Here is an 18845-nt window from a genome sequence, read left to right on the forward strand (position 1 = left end):
TTTATGATTATTTGAAAAACGTTGTCTTGCGCGCCTCAGAGACCATGATCTTTCCGGTGAATTTTGAGAAGAGCTGCAGCTTAAACTAGAAAAAAGAAGGGAAGAGAGATAGCCTGCTCAGCGTCGCTCAGCACCACTCGCCAGATAGAAGATGCCGTTGAGCCCGCGATACGCCGTCGGGTAGTCATCGAAGACCGCCGCCACTGTTCTTCCATCAAGCCTTTCTATATAAGGCAGGATAGAGGCAGCATCGGCACTCGTTGCAGATACCAGTTCAACCTGAAGTTTCACGGGGGTTTCCAATCTGAAAGGTTCAATTTCCTCATAGCTTATGAGAGCCTCTGAGACCATTTTCCTGATAATTGGGCCCGTCTTATCTGGGTGGATACATTCAGCCGCGTACCTTCCCATGCCTTTCTTGAGGACGGCAGTTTTGATTTCAGGGATAAGGGCCTTAGCCTCTGTGGCGACTGCGGCGTCCCCGGAGATGAAAATGGATGGGACTCCATAGTGCCCAGCAAGAGCCGCGTTGAGCCCGAACTCCCCTAATTCGATGCCGTTGATATATACTGCTATGACCCCTAGGGTGTAGGTATGGCAGAGAACCGCGTTAGGGGTCCCCCTTCGGGCATGGTATCCCACAAATAGAGCTGCGTCAAACTCGTCGCTTATTCCCGCCATCATACTGAAGGGCTTCGGGGAGCCTCTGATCAGTGTTGCGGCCTCGTTGACCTCCCATGGATGTAGGTTCTTCATTCTACCGTGGGAGTCGGAGATGGTGATCTCCTTAACTCCAGAGGCAAGGGCTCCGTCGATCGCCGCATTCAGGTCTCCGACCATGAGCTTACGGTATTTTTCGTACTCCAATTGATCGCTGCCCACTTGGCTCCAGTCCACAACGCCGGTAGTCCCCTCCATGTCGTTTGTTATAAAAACTCGTTTAGGCTTGGTTGACAATCTGATCAGAATAATTCCTGACTTAGGAACTATAAACCAGTTGCCACCCTCAATCCTTTGCGGGAATTAAGGCGCCGCAATAGAGGCAAACCACAGTCTTGGGTACGACGTGGTCGCAAGTTTCACATAGATAGAGTGCTTTGTGAATAGGCTTCATCACAATGATATTTTCTATGCGAGTCTCTTTGGCCATGGATATTGGGTGAAATCCTCCTCTATTATTATAAGATGTTCGTATGTTCTTGTTCTGGAGAGGGTGTTGAAAGTATATAGTTGGACTCAAATGTGATTGGGGTTGAATGAAAACCCCTCAGCCAATTCTTATATGGAAAATCGAGTTAATTTGGGAGTATGAGGCCCCCGTTAATCTACGCTCCTAAAGGAGACACGTTAATGCGGGTGGCTTCCTTCGTTTCCGGTTCTGGAACCAACGCGAGGAGGATAATAGAGAGGTCCTATGAGGAGGACTCTCGTTTCGAGGTCTCCCTAATCTTCTCTGATGTCCGAGATGGTTGCCTTCTGAGGAACGGGAAGAAAAGGTGTAGGGCTAAGGATATCGCGGATGAGTATGGTATACCCTATGAGTATGAGGACATCCGGGACTTTTACAGGGAGAAAGGGGAAAAGAGGTCCGACCTCAGCCTCCGTCCTGAATATGACCGTCTAGTTGTAGAGAAATTGGCACCTCATAGGATAGATCTCATTGCCCTCGCTGGCTACATGAGCATCACCACATGGCCCCTCCTGGAGGCCTATAGAGGGAGGATAGTAAATGTCCATCCCGCTGATCTCTCACTCCTTGACGGAAACGAACGGAAATACGTAGGAATTCACGTGATAAGGGACGCCATCCTAGCAGGGGAATCCGAGCTCAGGGCAAGCACCCATGTGGTCCGAGATAAAGTGGATCATGGGGAGATCTTGGTCGTCTCCAGGCCCATCCCAGTCAGGTTACCAGAGGGGATCGTCTTAAGGGAGCTGGCTCTGGATAAACACCTTCTCAGTGTTACTGTGGATGAGCATCAGGAAGAGCTGAAGAGACAGGGAGATTGGGTGATCTTCCCCCTGACGATCCAGATGATAGCCGCGGGATTTTTCGCCTTAGACGGAGAGGGAGGGGTGTATGTTAACGGGGTGCTCTCCCCAGGAGGATACAGGTTTTAGATCAACTGGAGGAATCACCCTGGCGAGGGCGTTATCCCCAGTTCCTAGTGGAATTCCATAGATGAAAGACTTCCCAGCTTCGTTTAACACCTATGAGAAATAGCTAAGACCTTGCACCTTTGGTTGATCGCGGAAGGTGTATGGGATCTTTGAATACGTGCTCTCAGAGGTTCGGTTATATAATCATTTTCTGGAAAAAAACTCTAATTGATACGAGTTTTCGTCTATAATCCCGAGCCTTTTCATTGTATGCCTAAGGGTTGCCGAGTTCTTTTTTCCGAGCTCCTGAAGGGGCTTTCGGGGTTTCCCCACATTAGCTCCCACCATGTTCAGGGCTGCCTTAAGGGGCACAGGATTCGTCTCTACATACATCATCCGCATCAATGGGAAGAATCTAAAGAAGGTCTCCTTGGAGCGCACCACGTCCTCATAGTTATCCCATGGCTTCGAAAGAACCGCAAGTTCTCGAGGGGCGATAGAGCCCGTTACGTTACTAGTGCCCTTCCCCCCAGATGCGAGCACAGGGAAGATGAGGGCGTAGCTAGGGCAATCGCAGCATAATACGTTCAGCCTCCCTCGTGTGAGTTCAACAACCCTGAGGACCCCGTATGGGTTGGGTCCCGCCTCCTTTAGTGCCACGATGTTCTCCAAGCGGGCTAGTCGGGCCACTGTCTCTGCCTCCACATTAACCCCCGTTCTCGAGGGGTTATTGTAGATTACTAGGGGCAGGTCCACAGCCTCGGCGACATCCTTGAAGTAGCCGTAGATGGCCTCCTGACTCGGCTTGATGTATCCGGGCTGGACAATGAGCCCCCCATCGGCCCCGGCGTCCTTGGCGTAGCGGGCGTTTTCAATGGTAAGTTTTGTAGTGGATGCTGAGACTCCTACCAGGGCGGAGACCCTATTCTTCGATGCAGCAAGTGATTCGTCTATGATCTTGATCCTCTCGCTTTGGCTTAGGAGAGTAGCCTCACTTGTGGAGCCGAGGAGGAGTATCCCGTTGCTCCCGTTCTCCACTTGGAAGTCAATCAGGTTACGGAGGATGTCGTAGTCGACCTCATTGTTATCGTTGAAGGGGGTGACCAGTGCTGGCCAGGATCCCACTATATTGAGTTTCTCCATAGCAGTCTATTATGTGTTAGAACGAATTAGGATTTTCCTTTTCGGAATCTCTGTTAGTGCGCGCGACGTGCCCACCACAACGAGATCGATTTCCCCCTCGGCCTTGACCATATTGTTGTTGAAAAAATACGCGGCCAAGTATGACCTAAAAATCCTCTAATTTAATCTCACTCCTTGCCTTTCAAGGTTTTGAGCTCGCGTAGTATATGATCTAAAGATATTTCCAAATCTTTGTTAGATACGACAAATAACCCGCGCGCGCAAATATAGAAGTCTCAAATGTCTATGACAGATCTAACCATGAAACCTTTGTAATCTACGTTGAGATCTCTGCCACGATTGCGCCTGTCAAACGCTTTATATCGTTGACCCTGACTTCAAGCAGTCTATTATTAGAACCACCACCGCAGTAGAACGTCTTAAAGCCCGCCAGCTCCTTATCCAAAACCACCCTCATCAAGGTTTTGTGGAAGATGGTCGGGGTCCCCCCAGGGGGGTATCCACTAATGGTTTCTGCCTCTAAAAAGGGTATAAGTCTCACTTTCTTCGCACCCAATGCCTTGGCCGCGGCTTTGAGATCGACTCTCCTATCCCCTGGGACAACCAGCAAGACGTATTCCCCTTTCCGGGTTTTGGAGACAAGATTCTTGGTGATCCTGTGGAGATCGATTCCCGTGGCCTCGGAGGCGTCAGCCGTGTGTACCGTCTCTGATTTTTCAATGAATTTGTGCCAGATCCCTTTCTCTTGTAGGTAGACTTCGATATCCATGGTGCTACGTCTCCCAGTGGATGGGCGTAGTCACACAGTGGGAGCCTTCCCATCCCATGATAAGCCTGCTCCCCGGGATCCAGATGACGTTGAAGCAATATTCCGCAAGGACATGGTGATTACAGCACTTGATCTGAACACAGAAATCCATTATTGATCCCTAAAGCTAAGGACAATGCTAATTAAATCGTTTTCCGGGAGGCTCAATCCTAATAAAATTGCGGGGGAAGGCGGTCCCCCCCCCTCATCTGTCACCATTCTTGTTATTTCGCTACGCATAGGCTTTTTATGTCATGTGTCTGCTGTAAAATTCTAATACTTTAGAAGAGAGCCTTATCTACCTCGTCACAGTATCCTTCTCCTTCATTATGATGTTCTATATGCGCGAGTCCTTATGTACACGCATGCGGGAGGCAGGATACCAGTTACGAGGCCGAAGAGCTTGAACCACTCCTTAGTTACTTCATGGCTTCGGGTTCCAGCGATGATGTGATCCCTTACTACGTGACTACTGCCCTCAATATAGTGGGGGACAACCAGAGATCTAAGAAGAGATAACCTTGGAGTTCTATGGACTTTGAAGAGGTCCAGAGGATGGTCAATAAGAACGTTATCTAGGACGCCAAGACCATCATATACCTCCTTTTCCCATGGCGCGCAGCTAGGCTATAGGTAGGCTTCGACCAGTCTCTTTTTATAAAATGATCCATTCATCCTTTCTGAAATTATTCTAGGGAGAACTATACTATGAAGATCGGAGTCACCTGTTATCCCACCGTAGGGGGCAGTGGGATCTTGGCAACCCGCCTAGGTGTCGAGTTTGCCAAGAGGGGCCACGAGGTCCACTTCGTCACCTATGAGAGGCCCGTTGCCATCCAGGGTGGCGATCCCGAGAATGTCCACGTCCACTTAGTTTCCGTTCTTGAGTATCCTCTGTTTAAGTATCCTCCCTATACTATTGCACTAGCCTCGGAGATGTACCGAGTCTCAGAGCAGCATGATCTTGATGTGTTTCACGTTCATTACTCCATTCCCCATTCTACGGCAGCCCACTTGGCCCGGGAGATGACAGGCGTTCCCTATGTTGTCACGCTTCACGGCTCCGATGTAACCATCTTGGGGAGTGACTCTTCATATCTTCCCGTAAACTCCCACACTATTGATGAGGCAAACGCTATCACCACAGTCTCCCGGTTCATGGTGGATGAAGCCTACTCGAGGCTCGGGATCAACAAAGAGATCCGGGTCATTCCCAACTTCGTCGACACCGATATCTTTGCTCCGAATTCTTGCAAAGAGAACTATTTAGGAAACGGGGAGGACGTTGTTATATCTCATATCTCTAACTTCCGGCCTGTGAAGCGGGTTCATGACCTTGTCTACGCGATGAAGATGGTCTCTAGAAAGGATCCAGGCACTAAGCTTATGCTCATTGGAGACGGCCCTGAGAGGATTAGCGTCGAGCGGCTAGTTAAGCGCCTCGACCTTGAAGAGTACGTGACGCTTACAGGGTTCAGAAGTGACGTCGCGAACCTCCTGAAATGCAGTGACGTAGTGGTCTTGTGCAGCGAGACTGAGAGCGCGCCCCTCACCCTCCTAGAGGGGATGAGCAGCGGGCTTCCTGTGGTCGCGACGAGGGTGGGTGGGATACCAGAGATCATCAAAGATGGTGTTAATGGTCTTCTGGTGCAGTCTAAGAACCCTGAGGCGATCGCAGAAAAGATTCTTGAACTCAACTCGGACCCGGAGATGAGACGTAGCCTTGGGGAGGCAGCACGAGAGACCGTGTTAGAGAAGTATACCGCGGAGAAGATTGTAGGTCAATATCTGGAAACCTATGAGAGCGTGACAATCATCTAGTGTCCCCAATGAACTTGATTTCTTTTGACCTTTGAATACCATTCTGAAACATGGTAGTCTGATTTGCTCAATCTTGGAAAATCAGAGTGTCGACACAGACGGATATATCAAGTTTTCGAACAGCCCTAGCTTGGGAGTAGAGATCAATGAGGAAGAGTGCATTAAACATCTCTATGAATCCCGCCCCTCTAGGGATCTACCTGTAGAGGATTTCTTCACTTCCAAGCCAAGGTGGTTGGATCCTGCCTAAAGGCTCCCGTCGCGGGCAAACATCAGTTAACTTATAGATTCGCATAAAACATCAAAGAGTTGGGGGTGTTCTTGTTGTACTGTCTGAGGAAGACCCCCAGAAGATCCCTGACCCCAGCGACAGTCGCGATGTCAAACCAGGCCCAGCTCACCTCCTGGCCAAATCTCTCGGGGCTAAATCTGCCCATCGCTGATGACATATATCGCTCGATCTCCTGAACTTGCACCTGCTTTCCCCGCATCTCCGTGATTAAGGCTTGCCTGTCCTCCGGATCTCTGAGTTTTGCTTTGATCTCCTCGATCTCCTTCCTGAGGCATACGAGGGTTGCTTCGAGCCGACTTGCTGTCATCTCGATAAAGTCTCGGATGGCCACATGGGCGTTCCTCAGCCCTTCAGGGTCATCTGCATTCCTGGCCTCGACCCAGTCGCCTAATGCTTCAAAGAGCTCCCCGTCTATTAGGTTGCAGTTTCCCCTAGCCCTTAGATCCCAGGCGTATCTGTCGTTCCATGGGGCATTATAAAAGAGTCTAGTGTATCTTACGAAGACCGGAAATGGTAGGTCAAGGGCCCTAGCAGCTGGTATAACCTCTGCGTAGTAACTTGTCTCTCCAGGTCCCCCGATATGGGCCAATATCGGGACAACAAAGTCGACGACAACTTGGCGAGAGTCGACTCTTGGAGAGATATTTTCTGCAATCTCGGTGAGATCGGGGCTTCCGGCATTGAAGGAGAACTGATACATCTCGCCGCACCGCGGGCACTTTCCTGAAATACTAGCAGTGACAGAGCCAGCTTTTCTGCTGTAATTGACCTCGATTCTGGATCTGTTGCATTCTGATTCCTGGCATTCAAGGAAGAACGGCACATAATCGGTCTCCCTGAGACCAATCCCAGCATCATAGCCTGAGGCCTTGACGAGTTCCGCAGCCTGGTTGGTCGCCTTTATAAATCTCTCTCGATTGGTAGCTGAGAGAAGGTTTTCATACCCAGATTGAAACAGTATGCGGGAACCAGGCATCGAAAAGGATAGCATTGGGATACCTAGATCCGTTTCTAGATTGACGAGGGTACCAATGGTTTTAGTGGACCAATCTGAGACGTTTTCTGTTGAGTAATAGGCTCCTTTCAGGATAGTAATTGAATGTTCTAGGTTGAGGAGCCCCCTATCCCTGATCCCGGGGTCGGTGTTCCTGAGGAGACCACGATAGTTTCCCCGGAGGCTCTCTAGGGCCTTCTTAAGCCAAGCCTCTGGTGGGTTAGGTAATTTATAGATGGGAGCGTTCTCTAATTCTTGGCCCGCGGGGTAGCTGAAGAGGAGCCCCCTCGGTGAGGGACTGGGGACACGAGTATTGAGGAGCTCTGCCTGAACTCCGTCGTAGTCGGCGACGAAGAAGAGCGGTACATAGCCCTCCCCCCCAAGGCCGCTCAGACTGGTGATGTAGGCGATCTTGTTGAGGATGAGGCTGGATCCCCCAAGGGCGTAAGGCTGCTGCCCTGTCTCGATAGCTCCCCGGTCAAGGCGGTCGATATTCTCTGAGGCCTTCTTGGTGAGGATTCCGAGACCCCTCATGTTAGTCTTCATCGCCTTTTTGAGGTCCTCAAGCTCATCTGGGATCGAGCCGTAAGCCTCTCTGATGCCCCCCAACAACTTGTAGGCACTCCCCATATTGACGGGTATTTTTCCCCAGAGTTCTGTTGCTGTCTCCCTCTGGGCCCCGCTCTCGACGTAGTCTGTGTAGATCCTATGGACGGGGGCACCTTTAACTTCCTGCGTCAAATCGATCACAAATCTAGTTAACGGCTGATTATCCCTTCCCGGTCTAAAAATCCTTCTGGAATAGACTCAATCAACTCTTAGGAGCCTCGCGGCGTTTCCGTAAAAGATCTTCTCAATGCTCTCATCATCAAGCCCAATGGAGTGGCAGGCCTCAAGTTGCTTCATAAGATAAACCTCACTAAATCCCCGGGGGAAGTAGCTGGAGTCGGTACCGAAGACAAGTCTGTCCGGGCCTACGGTTTCAGTTGCCCTCTTTATCAGTTTCTCCAGGTCAAGTTCATATGGGAGCCACCGCATCCACTGGTTGGATCCCGAGGTGTCGATGAGGATATTAGGGCAGCTCCAGCAGAGCTGGAGGAGCTCCCGGAAATAACCTGAACCGAAGTGGGGGACCACGAAGTTGAGGCGGGGGAACATCTTGGCTGGCTCCCACAAGGTAAGAGGATTCATGTTCCTGAGGTTGTGGGGTGGGCCGCCTCCACCCCCTAGAACCCCAAAGTGGATCACCACAGGGATTCTGAGCCTCTCGCAGGCCTCCCAGACCGGATATCCTGCTTCGTCATCGATGGGTCTCGTTTGTCCCGAGGCGATAACTTTGTACCCTTTGAGGCCGAGCTCCTTGACTGCGCTTTTTACCTTCTCCTCAGCTCCCTCCTCAAAGAGGGCGTTATGAGCGAATCCGGTGAACCTACGGGGGTTCATCTTTATGACTTTGGCGAGGTTCTCGTTCCCCCCGCCTGTGACAAAGTTGACCATTTTGATGCCTTTGGAGTCCATGTCAGCAACCCATCGTTCGGCCAGCTGCTTGTCAGAGCAGCCCCGGGGCTCGGGGGGCTCAAACCCCCAACGTTTCCGCCACTCAGCCCTGTATTTCCTAGACTGTGTGCTGAATATTCCCATCCTTTCCTCACCGTATTTATCTAGGAGCCGTTTCCTCCGATCTCCCCTACTTTGCCAGTTGGCCGTAGGGAAGTGGGCGTGGAAATCTATGACATTTATACCGTGCTTCGTTTCGTTCACCAATTATGGTGTATTTCACGCTGAGCTGGACCTTAAACATTATCTCTTGAGCATCATCCCAATCAAAACAGAGACCTGGTCGCCTTCTTCAAGAAGAAGGGGCTGCTGATCGCGAGGGGCTCCATGAGGAACGCCTCTGCGTAACCGCAGCCTCCTTGGACGCCTCTGAGTTCCGCTTTCTTCACCATGAAATCCTGGTAATACCCCCATTGGAATTTAGCGAGCTGCGATACATATGCCTCAATGGCAGCCTCCTTTCTTTGCCAGACATCGGAGATGTCGACCACGATGTGAGGGCTGGAGATAAGGGTGTTCACCTCCATGAGCAGCAACCTTCCCACAACCCAGGGGTCGTCATAGATCGTTTCGTGGCCTGCCCACTCCAGTGCCTCTTTAACAAGCCCGTGGGCGGCCCGGTGCTCCCGGTGATAGTCGAAGGGGAGATGGGTGATGACAACCCAGGGGCGCCTTTTAACGATGACGTCCGAGACCTTCCGGATGAGCTCCGGCGTTGGCTTAAGGCTCTCCTCGGGGAATATTATGGGCTTTCTGATCCCTAAGGCCTCAGCGGCCCGATTCAGCTCAGGGCCTCGCTCAAGGTCTGAGCATGTGAGGCATAGGGCTCCTACGTTATGCCCCGCCTCGGCGTGGTGGGCGAGAGTGCCCCCACACCCGAATGTCTCGTCGTCAGGATGGGCGAAGATCGCCAGAATTCCTCCGGATAATGTAGTCATCGGTATTCGGGTCTACCCAGAGTTTAAAGGGGTTTCCAAGCTTCGTGGGACCGTCTGGATGATCATCTCAGGAAATTGTACCATTGATGACTCCTATTATGATGCGACCCATATCCCCTTTGGCTCCTCTCTACCTCCCTGGAGCCTCTAATCTGGGAAACAACCCCTGCCATATTCTTGACGCGATTGTCTCAATTACTTAGCTTTCTAATTCGTCCCTAATTCCTGAGACTGTGTCCTCAAATCCGGGGTCGCCTTCTAGGTCCAATATCCTTAGGGAGATCCCTTCAAGCCCATGAGGTCCCAGGTCACGAATTTTTGCGATTTTGAACTGCTCGTGCTCCCAGACGGCTCTTTCTATAACTTTGTCAGCCCCATTGAGGCGCATAAGCGCAACTGATGCTGCGTCTGATGCTACTCTGTTGCCACTCGCGATAATTATCCCTGGCTCGGCGGCGCGCCTTGAGTTGCGTTTGTTGGAGACCAAAATCTTGCTAGCGTCGGCAATTATGAGGTCGGCGGAATATGCGAGATTGAGGTCCACGACTTTCGCGTGGTGGGCGTGGCCGTCGTGGAGCCACTCCCGGCCCACTGAGTCGAGCATGCCCACAACGAGCTTTAAACTGATGGTGAATGTTGCAGTGCTATGAGGTCTCATAATTGGGGTGAGGATCACCCTCTCGGCGTCGTAAACCCGCTTGGGAATTTTGATGCCCTCCGGCCATGAGGGCGCCCCTGGTGGCTTAACTGTTACCCACTCTTCTTCCTCCTCGAAGAAGCAGACGCCGATGCCAAGGTCCTCGGCTACCGCAAGCATTCCTAGGTTCTCCATGGTTTGACGGGTGGGGAGTCCCCTCGCTCTCCCGGAGGTCTCCCCAAGGACGATCTTATCCGGCTGCACTCCAGCACCCATCAGGCTCTCGACAATTGCCCTAACTGTCCCAGGATGTGAGTCTATGGGGTATGGGTTGTCTGTGTTGCAGTTTGGCTTAATGAGAAACTCACCCTGGACCCCCTCGACAATAGGTGCCAGCCCCCCGAGGAGGGAGATGGCCTCGCGTATCCCGTTAGCACGGTCGTCCGATCTGACAATTGCAACAACATGCTTGCCGTTCTCATTATACGCGTTAGATCTCAATCGTTTTACTGGCGCCGTCGGTCCCAGCGGTGGATCTTTGAGGAGCCGGTTATAGAGGGCCATTGATCCCTCGTGAGTAATCTCCATTTCAGGCCTTAGATCTCGATGATACCGGATATAGTTTCCTAGTCAGGCGGCGTTCATCCCGAGGGTCTTCCAATTTAAGACCTCTCGGTATTATCGTTGATACAACGCCTTTGATTACTAGTTCGTAACCTATCCTAGTCGGCCAGAATTACGTCGAAAACTGTTAATGTTCATTGTTGAATTATTTATACTGGATAAAATAAGGAGGGAGGATGAAGTCCTACTTCAGGTACCTGTTGAACCAGCGGACGATGTGCTGAAGCCGTTCTATCCTATGTTTTGGCTTCCCATCCCTGGATAGACCATGGGGCTCGTCTGGAAACCTGATGAACTCGGTGGTCCGCCCCAGCTTCTTGAGCGCAATGTAGAGCTGTTCCCCCTGCTCTATGGGGCAGCGGTGGTCCTCCTCGCTGTGGATGATGAGCATAGGCGTCGTCATGTTCGTGACGTACGTGATAGGGGATTTCGCTAAGCAGAGCTCCGGGTCGTCCCAGGGTTCCTTCCCGTTAACGAGTTCGTGGGTGGGCAGGGTCATCCAGCCGATGTCACTTGTCCCATGGAAGCTGTACCAGTTACTGATGCATCGCATTGTCACCGCTGCCTTGTACCGATCGGTGTGGCCCACGATCCAATTGGTCATAAAGCCTCCGTAACTCCCCCCTAATACCCCTAATCTCTCTGGATCTACGTAGTTATAGTTCATGATGACGTGGTCCGTAGCCTCCATGATGTCCATATAGTCCCTTTCCCCCCAGGACCCGGAAATGAGCCTGGCGAATTGCTCACCGTAACCGATGCTTGCCCTGGGGTTGGTGTACACGACAGCGTATCCGTGGTCGGCGAGGACTTGGAATTCGTGGCATGTGGAGTCCAGTTTGAACCCGTAAGCCCCTCGGGGACCCCCGTGGATTTGGATACACGTGGGATATTTCTCCCCCTCTTGGAACTCCCGTGGCTTCACAATCCATCCTTGAACTGAGATGCCGTCACTCGCCGTGAACCAGAACTCTTCGGGTGCGATAATTCTGAGCTTCCTCAAAAGTCCCTTATTCATCTCGGTTAGCCTCCTTTGCTCTTTATCAAGGATGAATAGTTCAGATGGGGTAACAGCGTCGGACATATTGAAAGCAAATTTCGTACCCGAGCCGTCTAGGCTGAAGGAACCAATATTCATCTCACCTTTCGTCAACTGCCTCACTTCTCCGTTAATTCCTATTCTGTGGACGTGGGTAGTACCATTTTTAGGAAACAGGGCGTAGAGATGACAAGAGTCCGGGGACCATTTCAGGCCTGATGACCTGGCTACGGTTCTATCAAATTTGCTGGTGAGGCATTTCACGCCCTTCCCCTCCAAGTCGAGGATATAAATCTCAGTATTCTTATGCCAGACGAGGTCCGGGTCTTTTAGCTCCCTCCCCGTGAAGGCGATGTATCGCCCGTTGGGAGACCATTCTAGGATCCCAATGGGGCCCTTTCCTTCCCAGATGAGCGTGGGTTTCCCGCCTTTCACGGGGACGGTGTAGATGTTTCTGTGGAATGATTTGTCTGCGTCCTCTCCCCTGATGGTGACAAAGGCTATTCTTGTGGAATCGGGGGCCCATGTAGCGGTCTCGATATCAAAGAGTCCGTCAGTGAGCTGCTTGGCCTTCCCCCCTTTGGCCTGTACTACAAAGATATGAGGATACATCCCTACGCGATAGCCTTTCCCGTCGCGCTTGTACTTAATGCGGCGAATGATCTTTACATCACTTCCCTCGGCTTTCTCACCTTTGAAGACATCGGAGAGGAATAAGATGCTCTTACCGTCGGGGGACCATGCAGGGTTCTGAACCGCTTCATCTACCTTGGTGACCTGCCGCGCTTCCCCACCATCAGTGGGGAGTATAAAGAGCTGGGGCTTCTTCTTGTCTTCTTCAGGGTCACCAAGGCTGGGGCGATTTGATGTGAATAGAATTCTGTCTCCTTTAGGTGACCACCGGGGATTGGATGCGTTCTTCTCTCCTGAGGTGAACTGGATAGGCTTCTTGGTATCGAGATCGAGGAGCCAGATTTGGGTGTCGTACCTATCCTTTTCAATATTAACCTCAGAGTATGTAAACAGGATTCTTAAGCCGTCGGGGTTGATCTGTGGGTCTCCCACTGGGGTTGCGGGAAACAGGGACATAATCTCGATCTCCTCAAGTCTCTGCATCTCTATCATTTGTTTGTTTGATGTGAGGGCCTTAAAATATTCCTACTTATTCCGGAGCCGTCGGAGTTCAACCAACAATACTTGTTTGAACTAAATTAATAAAGAAAAGTCATTTGGAGAACTACACTTTATCGCGTGCGATTTACTCAATGGTACTGTGCTTCTCTCTCATCGAGGCCTCTGTGACCTCAAGTCGTGTCATTAGTTCAACTATCAGGCCGTCTAGGAAGACGGCGCAGGTGTCCTCGAACAGGGTCCCCATAGGGACTAGGGGCTTGTGTTCTCCCAAGAGCTGGCGGCTCTGGTACTCGCTCTCCTCAGAGACAGAATCCCGTCCGGGAACCACTACGAGATGGTCAGAGACCCGGGCTAGCTCAGATTCGGGGTAGCAGGTGACTGAGAAGATGATCGAACCGAGCCGTTTCGCTACACGGGCTGCCGTTATGGACATGGCACTTTTCCCAGAGCCCGAGATAATTATGACTATGTCTCCCTCCCCAATGGCGGGTGTTATGGTCTCCCCCATCACGTAGACATCAATGCCCACGTGCATTAGGCGCATCGCGAAGGCCTTTCCCACTAGTCCGCTCCTCCCCGCGCCCAGGATAAGGGCCTTTTTCCCACCCCTCTTTACGTTCATCAGGGTGTCTAGCAAGGCCTCCACCTGTCCCAGATCAATGGCGTTGACCGCTCTGCTTATCCCACGCAGGATCTCTCCGGATGCCTCCCACCAGCTCAAAAAGGTTCCCTAATATAATCGTCAAGGCGAATTAAAAACATAAGTCTCTCCACGAGTTTAAATCCCGAAACGGATCATTCTAGAGTGATGGAAAAACGCTCGAAATGATGGACGGGATCCACTTTATCGACTTTTCTGCGTAAAAGAATCGCGGTATAGCGCTGTATTTTAAACTGCTCGGAGGGCATATTCCCTTGGACTTCGGGATGGGGGGCAAGTCTTTGAGATGATCGAGATCGAGCTTGAGTTCCTGAGAAAGGGATAGGGTGACGTCAATGCCCTCTCTATCCTCACAGACACATGGACCCCGCGTGTGTGGTGCTGCTATTGATCTTGGGAGATCTGTTGCTCGCTGTGGCCCTCTATTATCCGCTCAATCTCCTCGAGGACGATGTCCCTATTCGCGGGCTCATCTCGCCAGCGTTTGTCGAGATCCCTTCGCTTTTTAGCAGATACCAAGCCCTTGGCCCGGACAGTATTCAGTAGCTCAACAAACTGCCCGTATCTTAACCGTTCGTTTTCTTGAATTGTATTCATTATTGTCTCCAACATTCACATTTAATCTGGATTGGATATATATCCATGTATATTCTAAAGGGCTTGGCCTTAGAGTTACTTTGCTCCTTCCTCATGCGTCGGACGATCTCCTAGTATTCCCTCTTGGACATTAAGTGGAATGCCCTTAGGCTCTTGGTTTACAAGCTCTAGGTAGATCCGTCTATGACCGGATGGTCTATCACCCTTACATCTATGGGCGGTCAACTGACGAGCTTGTGCAGAACTGTGGAAAGTCCGTGTGTAAGGGGTGGAAGTTCGTGCGTTAGGGGCTGCCTGAAACGGGAGGAGCCCTAGAGTATCGGGTCAAGGAGGGACGTCTTGAGTCTATGAAGTCCATCCGGATCGCTATGGAGCAAATATCCATGGTGAGGGATCCCTTAGTCATGATATTCAGATCTGCCTTGACATCAATACCCTTCTAGACATCGCTTGCACGATCACACTGTGTCAGGCCCTCGAGAAGCATAGGCCCTTTATCCTTGAGGGTTCGCTGAAATCTGATAACCCAGTAAGCTACAGGACTCTGGTGCGCCTCGTCTCAGTTCCCATCATATCGGAGAAGCAGTGGAGCTCCAAATTGAGGGGGTTCATTAAAGTCATCTAGGAGGGGCTCATCAACTACCCCTGCATTACAGGGGGGGCTTAAAGAGTCCCTCATGATCACCCACTGGCGTGAAATCCACTACTTCAATATCTCCCTCAGAACTCCTTAGGCCCTGTAGCCGCAGTAGTGTGTGCTATCTCTACATGACCCCCATCAATGTAGGCGTCCAGTAGATATGTCCCCCCAGCCAAGGAGCTTAGCCATGGGCCTCTTCCCCGAGCAGATTGAGTGGGATGGCGGCTACGCCTTTGCCTCGAACGTGCCCGGGCTGACGTTCGACGGGGCGCTAGCCGAAACTAGACGGATATAGGCCACAGGATGGCCTCCGCTGCTGAGGCACGATGATGGGCCTTCACTAACTGGTCGCCTCCACGGATTGCACTCTTAAATTGGCCTTGAAGTCTACTACTGTTATAACCGCGTTCTAAACGAACCTTAAACCGGATAATCAAGGATTTTTTTTATGGTGGGACCGGTGGGATTTGAACCCACGATCTCGCACACCCCAAGCGCGAATCTTGCCAAGCTGGACCACGGTCCCGAGTACCTAACAACGATCAACCCCCCGCCTAAAACTCTTACCCCCCAGCCTAGCGACATCTAATATCTCTTGAAACGACCCCTCCCCCGGCCGACGTCGGTACGCCGACAAAGCAGTCTTAAGCTTACCCCGGTCAGTTTGCGGCAAACTCTTTTCTAATCTCCCCGCCATCCCTCGGTTGAAGAAGAGATAATGCGCTAATGACGTCACATTGGCACATCTTCTAGATATACTAGCCGACTCGAAATCTACGATCCTCACGACTCCCTTCGATATAATCACATGACGCCGGGCGTTTGAGAGTTCCCCATGATCCAGACCTACGACGTCCATCCTCCGGGCCTGCTCCATGAGGTCCATTAGAACCATTCGCAAAAGTCCAACCTCCCCAGGCCCTAATCCCTCCACCCAGTCCACGAGGTAGTACCCATCTACAAGATCCATGACCAAAGCTTCCTTGGAGACCCTCAGAAGTTGCGGTCCCACCGAGACTCCATTCGCCACACCCAGAAATCTTGCCTCGGCCTCCATAGACGTCCTGTTTGCATCAGTCCGCCTGATCTTGACGGCAACCTCCTCTCCTCCAAGTAGCGCAGCCATCACCACTCCCACATGCCCTTTGCCCATAACTGGTATGCCAATTAGCATATGGCGCCCCCTCAGAACGAGAGCGGAGACACCCATCGCTTCAAGCTCCTTCAGGACAACATGTGCCCTCTCGGCATCATAGGAGGGGTAAGAGAGAAGAAAACTGGCGCGACTCTCCAAGAGCGCTTGGAGGGGGATTACGTCACTCAAACCATCCATGCCGGCCCCTCAGGAAAGCATCAAGGATCACAGCAAAATCGGGTGTCACGACAGATTCGGCCCCCCCTCCGAGGAGAATGCTGAAACCCCTGGACACTCTTTCAGCTATCCCCCCTGAGATGCCTATGCCCCGACCGCCGTCTTTGAGAAGCGATTTAAGCGCGGTTCCGACCTCTCGATTCCCCCGTTTCACCATGACCTGCCATCGATCCCCTTTCACCCAGGGACCTGATACCGTATCATCTGAGCTAGTATAGGTCTCTAGGAACCTACGGCTCCCTTCCACTATCCTCACAGGTGGTCCAGTTTTAACAACGAAAGATGACAAGATTGCAGACTCCAATTCGAAAACAAAGATATGGCGCGATAACTCATCACTCCAGACTTTGGAGCGGACCACGCTGAAACCCGTCTTCCCGAGGGCGGTAACCAAAGCCCTTTCCGACTTGTATAGCTGACCCCAGAGCACGTCCTGGACCTCTACCTCCCCATCCCTCACCACTAGGAAGACTAGGTCGAACCCGTGGCTACGAACTCTTGTCATTAACCCGTCGATATTCACTTCCCTCTCAACAGGATAGAAGAACTCCCAACGTGGCCCCTCAAGAAAAGCCCTAGCAGCGGCCGAGAACTCCCAAAACCGGTTCTCTGATACGGCCGAGGCCACGTTCCTCCTAGGGTCAACTGGGTCTTGAACTATTAGGGGCTCCCTGAACCGTTTCTTGAAATTCCCATGATCTGCATTCTTCAAGGGATCCACAACCTCGCCCTGTCTCCACCCAGAAGCCGTTTCAAGTACCCTCTCAAAGGAACCAATGGCGATCATAAGCAGCTCACAGAGATATCCGGAGAATCCCCCCACCTTTACTTCGGCACCGTAAACACCTATGCCCTTCATGAAACGCTTAAGGAGACGGACTTCATCCTTTGCTGATTCTGCGAGGTGATCTAAAACAAACCTCGTGTGGAGTGGGGTCCTATCTGTGGCTGAGACAAGCCCATTTTTGGGGTTTATATGGAAACATGGTACGAAGTCGACCGTGAAGCCATCAATCTCGGCAATCAGATAGGGGTGCTCGGCATAGGCCTCGATCCATCCCTCCCCAACAAAGTCTTTTACAACATCCAATACTGTTTGGAGGTCCGATCTCCTGTATTCTTCCTCAAGGACGATGAAGACATCAAAATCCCTATCCCCCGAAATCCAGGTCCCCCGGGCGACAGACCCGTGGACCTCTGTAATCCCACTGATCCCGACTTCTGCAAGTCTAATCCCAAGATCCTCTACTACCTTTCGGGCAAACTTCTCAACAGCCTCCACCTCGGCTTGCCCAGGTACCACGGCATCTAGCACTCTATCTCGTATCTCCTCCCAGGATGAGCCTCTCACCGTCTAGTACACCGCAGGGAATAGATCAAATAAGAATCCTATAAGCACACTGTACAGGTCAAGAGTAACCGGCTAACATGGCGTGAAAAGTCGTCACATCTGGAACCTAGAGTCACCGGTTCCCCTGGTTAACCGTGGATACTGAGAACAATCTCAGTATCCTCTCCCTTAGCATGGCGGTCGATCACCATTAAGTTTTGTCCCCGAGACGCGTGCACGCGCTGTCAAAATTCGGGATACACCTCCGGTAACCGTTGTAGCAACGCTCTTTCACCCGCGTAATGTTGAGGAGATGAGCTTATAGTTCATTTAGGCTATAGCCTCCCACCTCCTATGTTAGGGCGCCCCGCTTCTCCCTCCGGAGCCCCGAGATGGTTCTCTCCATCCAGCTCTTGCTTTTCACGATTGAGCTGAAACTGTCGCAGGTAGCTGTGTAGATGCATAGCTCCGTTCTTTCATAGACGTTTGCCAAGACACCCCTGGAATCAACTGCATGCGCAACGCACTAACTCCGATCAGACTCCGCTAGGGTCGAATATAACGGTCCCCTCGGTGTTAAGACGCTCTGCTTCAGCTTAATGCTCCTGACATCGAAACCTCCAAAAACCGCGTCTCTATACTTGAGAACCTCCTCCATGAGCAAATCCCGATTTCTCCCCGACCTCACCCTGGCGATAGTGATATGAGGGTTGAACCGTCGCCCCTCATGTTTGAACCCCAGCCCAACAAACCCCGCCTCCAACTCACGGAAAATAGCCGCCAACTCGTCAATTCCCTCAGAAACACCCATCCATATCACTCTGGGTCTCCTCAGATTTGGGAATGCTCCTATCTCCGTTAGGGTCATTCGGAACGGCTCAAATCTCAAACTAGTCACTATATGCTTCACCTCTTCCAGAAGCCTTTTTTCTATGTCTCCTAGGAATTTTAGGGTTAGATGGACATTTTCCAGCTTCACAAGCTTCAGTTCTCCCCCAGATCCAATCAGACCGGCCTGAAAACCCCTCAAAGCGTCTAAGATGCCTGGATCAGCCACATCGACCGCGACGAAACACCGGATACCCAATTCTCCGCACCCAGCAACAAATTGACCATACAAGATAAAGTAGTTATCATGATCTCGAGCTAAAGGGAAAA

At 51.5% G+C, this 18845-nt stretch carries 19 protein-coding genes and 1 tRNA gene; 4 read left to right on the top strand and 16 right to left on the bottom strand.

Annotated features, from left to right (window positions below; all coding sequences use genetic code 11):
• Positions 1-117 precede the first annotated feature (117 nt).
• The gene (locus tag QGG23_00295; GenBank protein ID MDP6047877.1) at positions 118-957 is read right to left on the bottom strand and encodes a M55 family metallopeptidase; all 840 of its coding nucleotides are present in this window, start codon (positions 955-957) and stop codon (positions 118-120) included.
• A gap of 393 nt (positions 958-1350) precedes the next feature.
• On the opposite strand from QGG23_00295, the gene QGG23_00300 reads away from it, so the two are divergent.
• Entirely contained in the window at positions 1351-2121 is a 771-nt protein-coding gene (locus QGG23_00300; GenBank protein MDP6047878.1) for a formyltransferase family protein, read from the top strand.
• 183 nt (positions 2122-2304) lie between these two features.
• Here the strand turns inward: QGG23_00300 and dapA are convergent, their stop codons facing one another.
• The 3 genes from dapA to QGG23_00315 all read right to left on the bottom strand — a co-directional run bounded on the left by dapA (position 2305) and on the right by QGG23_00315 (position 4163).
• Positions 2305-3243, bottom strand: a complete 939-nt coding sequence (dapA, locus tag QGG23_00305; GenBank protein MDP6047879.1) for a 4-hydroxy-tetrahydrodipicolinate synthase — start codon at positions 3241-3243, stop codon at positions 2305-2307.
• A 316-nt stretch (positions 3244-3559) separates the two neighbouring features.
• Entirely contained in the window at positions 3560-4012 is a 453-nt protein-coding gene (locus QGG23_00310; GenBank protein MDP6047880.1) for a YbaK/EbsC family protein, read from the bottom strand.
• A gap of 4 nt (positions 4013-4016) precedes the next feature.
• Positions 4017-4163 carry a hypothetical protein gene (locus QGG23_00315; GenBank protein ID MDP6047881.1) on the bottom strand — a complete coding sequence of 49 codons (147 nt, stop codon included), beginning with the start codon at positions 4161-4163 and terminating at the stop codon, positions 4017-4019.
• 596 nt (positions 4164-4759) lie between these two features.
• On the opposite strand from QGG23_00315, the gene bshA reads away from it, so the two are divergent.
• Together bshA and QGG23_00325 are read left to right on the top strand one after the other, a co-directional pair.
• On the top strand, positions 4760-5872 hold the full coding sequence (gene bshA, locus QGG23_00320) for an N-acetyl-alpha-D-glucosaminyl L-malate synthase BshA (protein ID MDP6047882.1): 1113 nt from the start codon (positions 4760-4762) through the stop codon (positions 5870-5872).
• A gap of 73 nt (positions 5873-5945) precedes the next feature.
• Positions 5946-6122, top strand: a complete 177-nt coding sequence (locus QGG23_00325; protein ID MDP6047883.1) for a hypothetical protein — start codon at positions 5946-5948, stop codon at positions 6120-6122.
• Between the two features lie 31 nt (positions 6123-6153).
• On the opposite strand, the gene bshC is transcribed toward QGG23_00325, so the two are convergent.
• The 7 genes from bshC to QGG23_00360 form a co-directional block, all read right to left on the bottom strand.
• Positions 6154-7899, bottom strand: a complete 1746-nt coding sequence (bshC, locus tag QGG23_00330; protein ID MDP6047884.1) for a bacillithiol biosynthesis BshC — start codon at positions 7897-7899, stop codon at positions 6154-6156.
• Positions 7900-7965: 66 nt separating this feature from the next.
• Entirely contained in the window at positions 7966-8919 is a 954-nt protein-coding gene (locus QGG23_00335) for an amidohydrolase family protein (GenBank protein ID MDP6047885.1), read from the bottom strand.
• Positions 8920-8981: 62 nt separating this feature from the next.
• Positions 8982-9653, bottom strand: a complete 672-nt coding sequence (locus tag QGG23_00340; protein MDP6047886.1) for a PIG-L deacetylase family protein — start codon at positions 9651-9653, stop codon at positions 8982-8984.
• Positions 9654-9852: 199 nt separating this feature from the next.
• On the bottom strand, positions 9853-10878 hold the full coding sequence (locus QGG23_00345; protein ID MDP6047887.1) for a DUF362 domain-containing protein: 1026 nt from the start codon (positions 10876-10878) through the stop codon (positions 9853-9855).
• Between the two features lie 220 nt (positions 10879-11098).
• Positions 11099-13069 (bottom strand): S9 family peptidase, encoded by a 1971-nt coding sequence (locus QGG23_00350; GenBank protein ID MDP6047888.1) that lies wholly within the window; start codon positions 13067-13069, stop codon positions 11099-11101.
• 142 nt (positions 13070-13211) lie between these two features.
• Positions 13212-13808 (bottom strand): 6-phospho-3-hexuloisomerase, encoded by a 597-nt coding sequence (gene hxlB / locus QGG23_00355; protein ID MDP6047889.1) that lies wholly within the window; start codon positions 13806-13808, stop codon positions 13212-13214.
• A gap of 324 nt (positions 13809-14132) precedes the next feature.
• Complete coding sequence (locus tag QGG23_00360; GenBank protein MDP6047890.1) at positions 14133-14345, bottom strand: hypothetical protein; 213 nt, start codon at positions 14343-14345, stop codon at positions 14133-14135.
• Between the two features lie 755 nt (positions 14346-15100).
• On the opposite strand from QGG23_00360, the gene QGG23_00365 reads away from it, so the two are divergent.
• Positions 15101-15280 (top strand): hypothetical protein, encoded by a 180-nt coding sequence (locus QGG23_00365; protein ID MDP6047891.1) that lies wholly within the window; start codon positions 15101-15103, stop codon positions 15278-15280.
• Between the two features lie 154 nt (positions 15281-15434).
• Here QGG23_00365 and QGG23_00370 read toward each other — a convergent pair.
• The 5 genes from QGG23_00370 to thpR all read right to left on the bottom strand — a co-directional run bounded on the left by QGG23_00370 (position 15435) and on the right by thpR (position 18807).
• Positions 15435-15511, bottom strand: a tRNA-Pro gene (locus tag QGG23_00370).
• Between the two features lie 6 nt (positions 15512-15517).
• Positions 15518-16318, bottom strand: coding sequence for a hypothetical protein (locus QGG23_00375; GenBank protein ID MDP6047892.1), 801 nt, complete (start codon positions 16316-16318; stop codon positions 15518-15520).
• Positions 16302-17708 carry a CCA tRNA nucleotidyltransferase gene (cca, locus tag QGG23_00380; protein ID MDP6047893.1) on the bottom strand — a complete coding sequence of 469 codons (1407 nt, stop codon included), beginning with the start codon at positions 17706-17708 and terminating at the stop codon, positions 16302-16304. Before cca ends, QGG23_00375 begins: the two co-directional genes overlap by 17 nt.
• A gap of 331 nt (positions 17709-18039) precedes the next feature.
• Positions 18040-18180 carry a hypothetical protein gene (locus tag QGG23_00385; GenBank protein MDP6047894.1) on the bottom strand — a complete coding sequence of 47 codons (141 nt, stop codon included), beginning with the start codon at positions 18178-18180 and terminating at the stop codon, positions 18040-18042.
• Positions 18181-18213: 33 nt separating this feature from the next.
• The gene (thpR, locus tag QGG23_00390) at positions 18214-18807 is read right to left on the bottom strand and encodes an RNA 2',3'-cyclic phosphodiesterase (GenBank protein ID MDP6047895.1); all 594 of its coding nucleotides are present in this window, start codon (positions 18805-18807) and stop codon (positions 18214-18216) included.
• Between the last annotated feature and the right edge of the window lie 38 nt (positions 18808-18845).

The organism is Candidatus Bathyarchaeota archaeon (genome assembly GCA_030739585.1).
In the GTDB taxonomy this organism is placed as follows: domain Archaea; phylum Thermoproteota; class Bathyarchaeia; order TCS64; family TCS64.

Coding starts and splice junctions, on each gene's coding strand:
- QGG23_00300 (MDP6047878.1), top strand. CDS start 1,351: ATGCGGGTGGCTTCCTTCGTTTCCGGTTCTGGAACCAACGCGAGGAGG.
- dapA (MDP6047879.1), bottom strand. CDS start 3,243: ATGGAGAAACTCAATATAGTGGGATCCTGGCCAGCACTGGTCACCCCC.
- QGG23_00310 (MDP6047880.1), bottom strand. CDS start 4,012: ATGGATATCGAAGTCTACCTACAAGAGAAAGGGATCTGGCACAAATTC.
- QGG23_00315 (MDP6047881.1), bottom strand. CDS start 4,163: ATGGATTTCTGTGTTCAGATCAAGTGCTGTAATCACCATGTCCTTGCG.
- bshA (MDP6047882.1), top strand. CDS start 4,760: ATGAAGATCGGAGTCACCTGTTATCCCACCGTAGGGGGCAGTGGGATC.
- QGG23_00340 (MDP6047886.1), bottom strand. CDS start 9,653: ATGACTACATTATCCGGAGGAATTCTGGCGATCTTCGCCCATCCTGAC.
- QGG23_00345 (MDP6047887.1), bottom strand. CDS start 10,878: ATGGAGATTACTCACGAGGGATCAATGGCCCTCTATAACCGGCTCCTC.
- QGG23_00350 (MDP6047888.1), bottom strand. CDS start 13,069: ATGCAGAGACTTGAGGAGATCGAGATTATGTCCCTGTTTCCCGCAACC.
- QGG23_00360 (MDP6047890.1), bottom strand. CDS start 14,345: ATGAATACAATTCAAGAAAACGAACGGTTAAGATACGGGCAGTTTGTT.
- QGG23_00375 (MDP6047892.1), bottom strand. CDS start 16,318: ATGGATGGTTTGAGTGACGTAATCCCCCTCCAAGCGCTCTTGGAGAGT.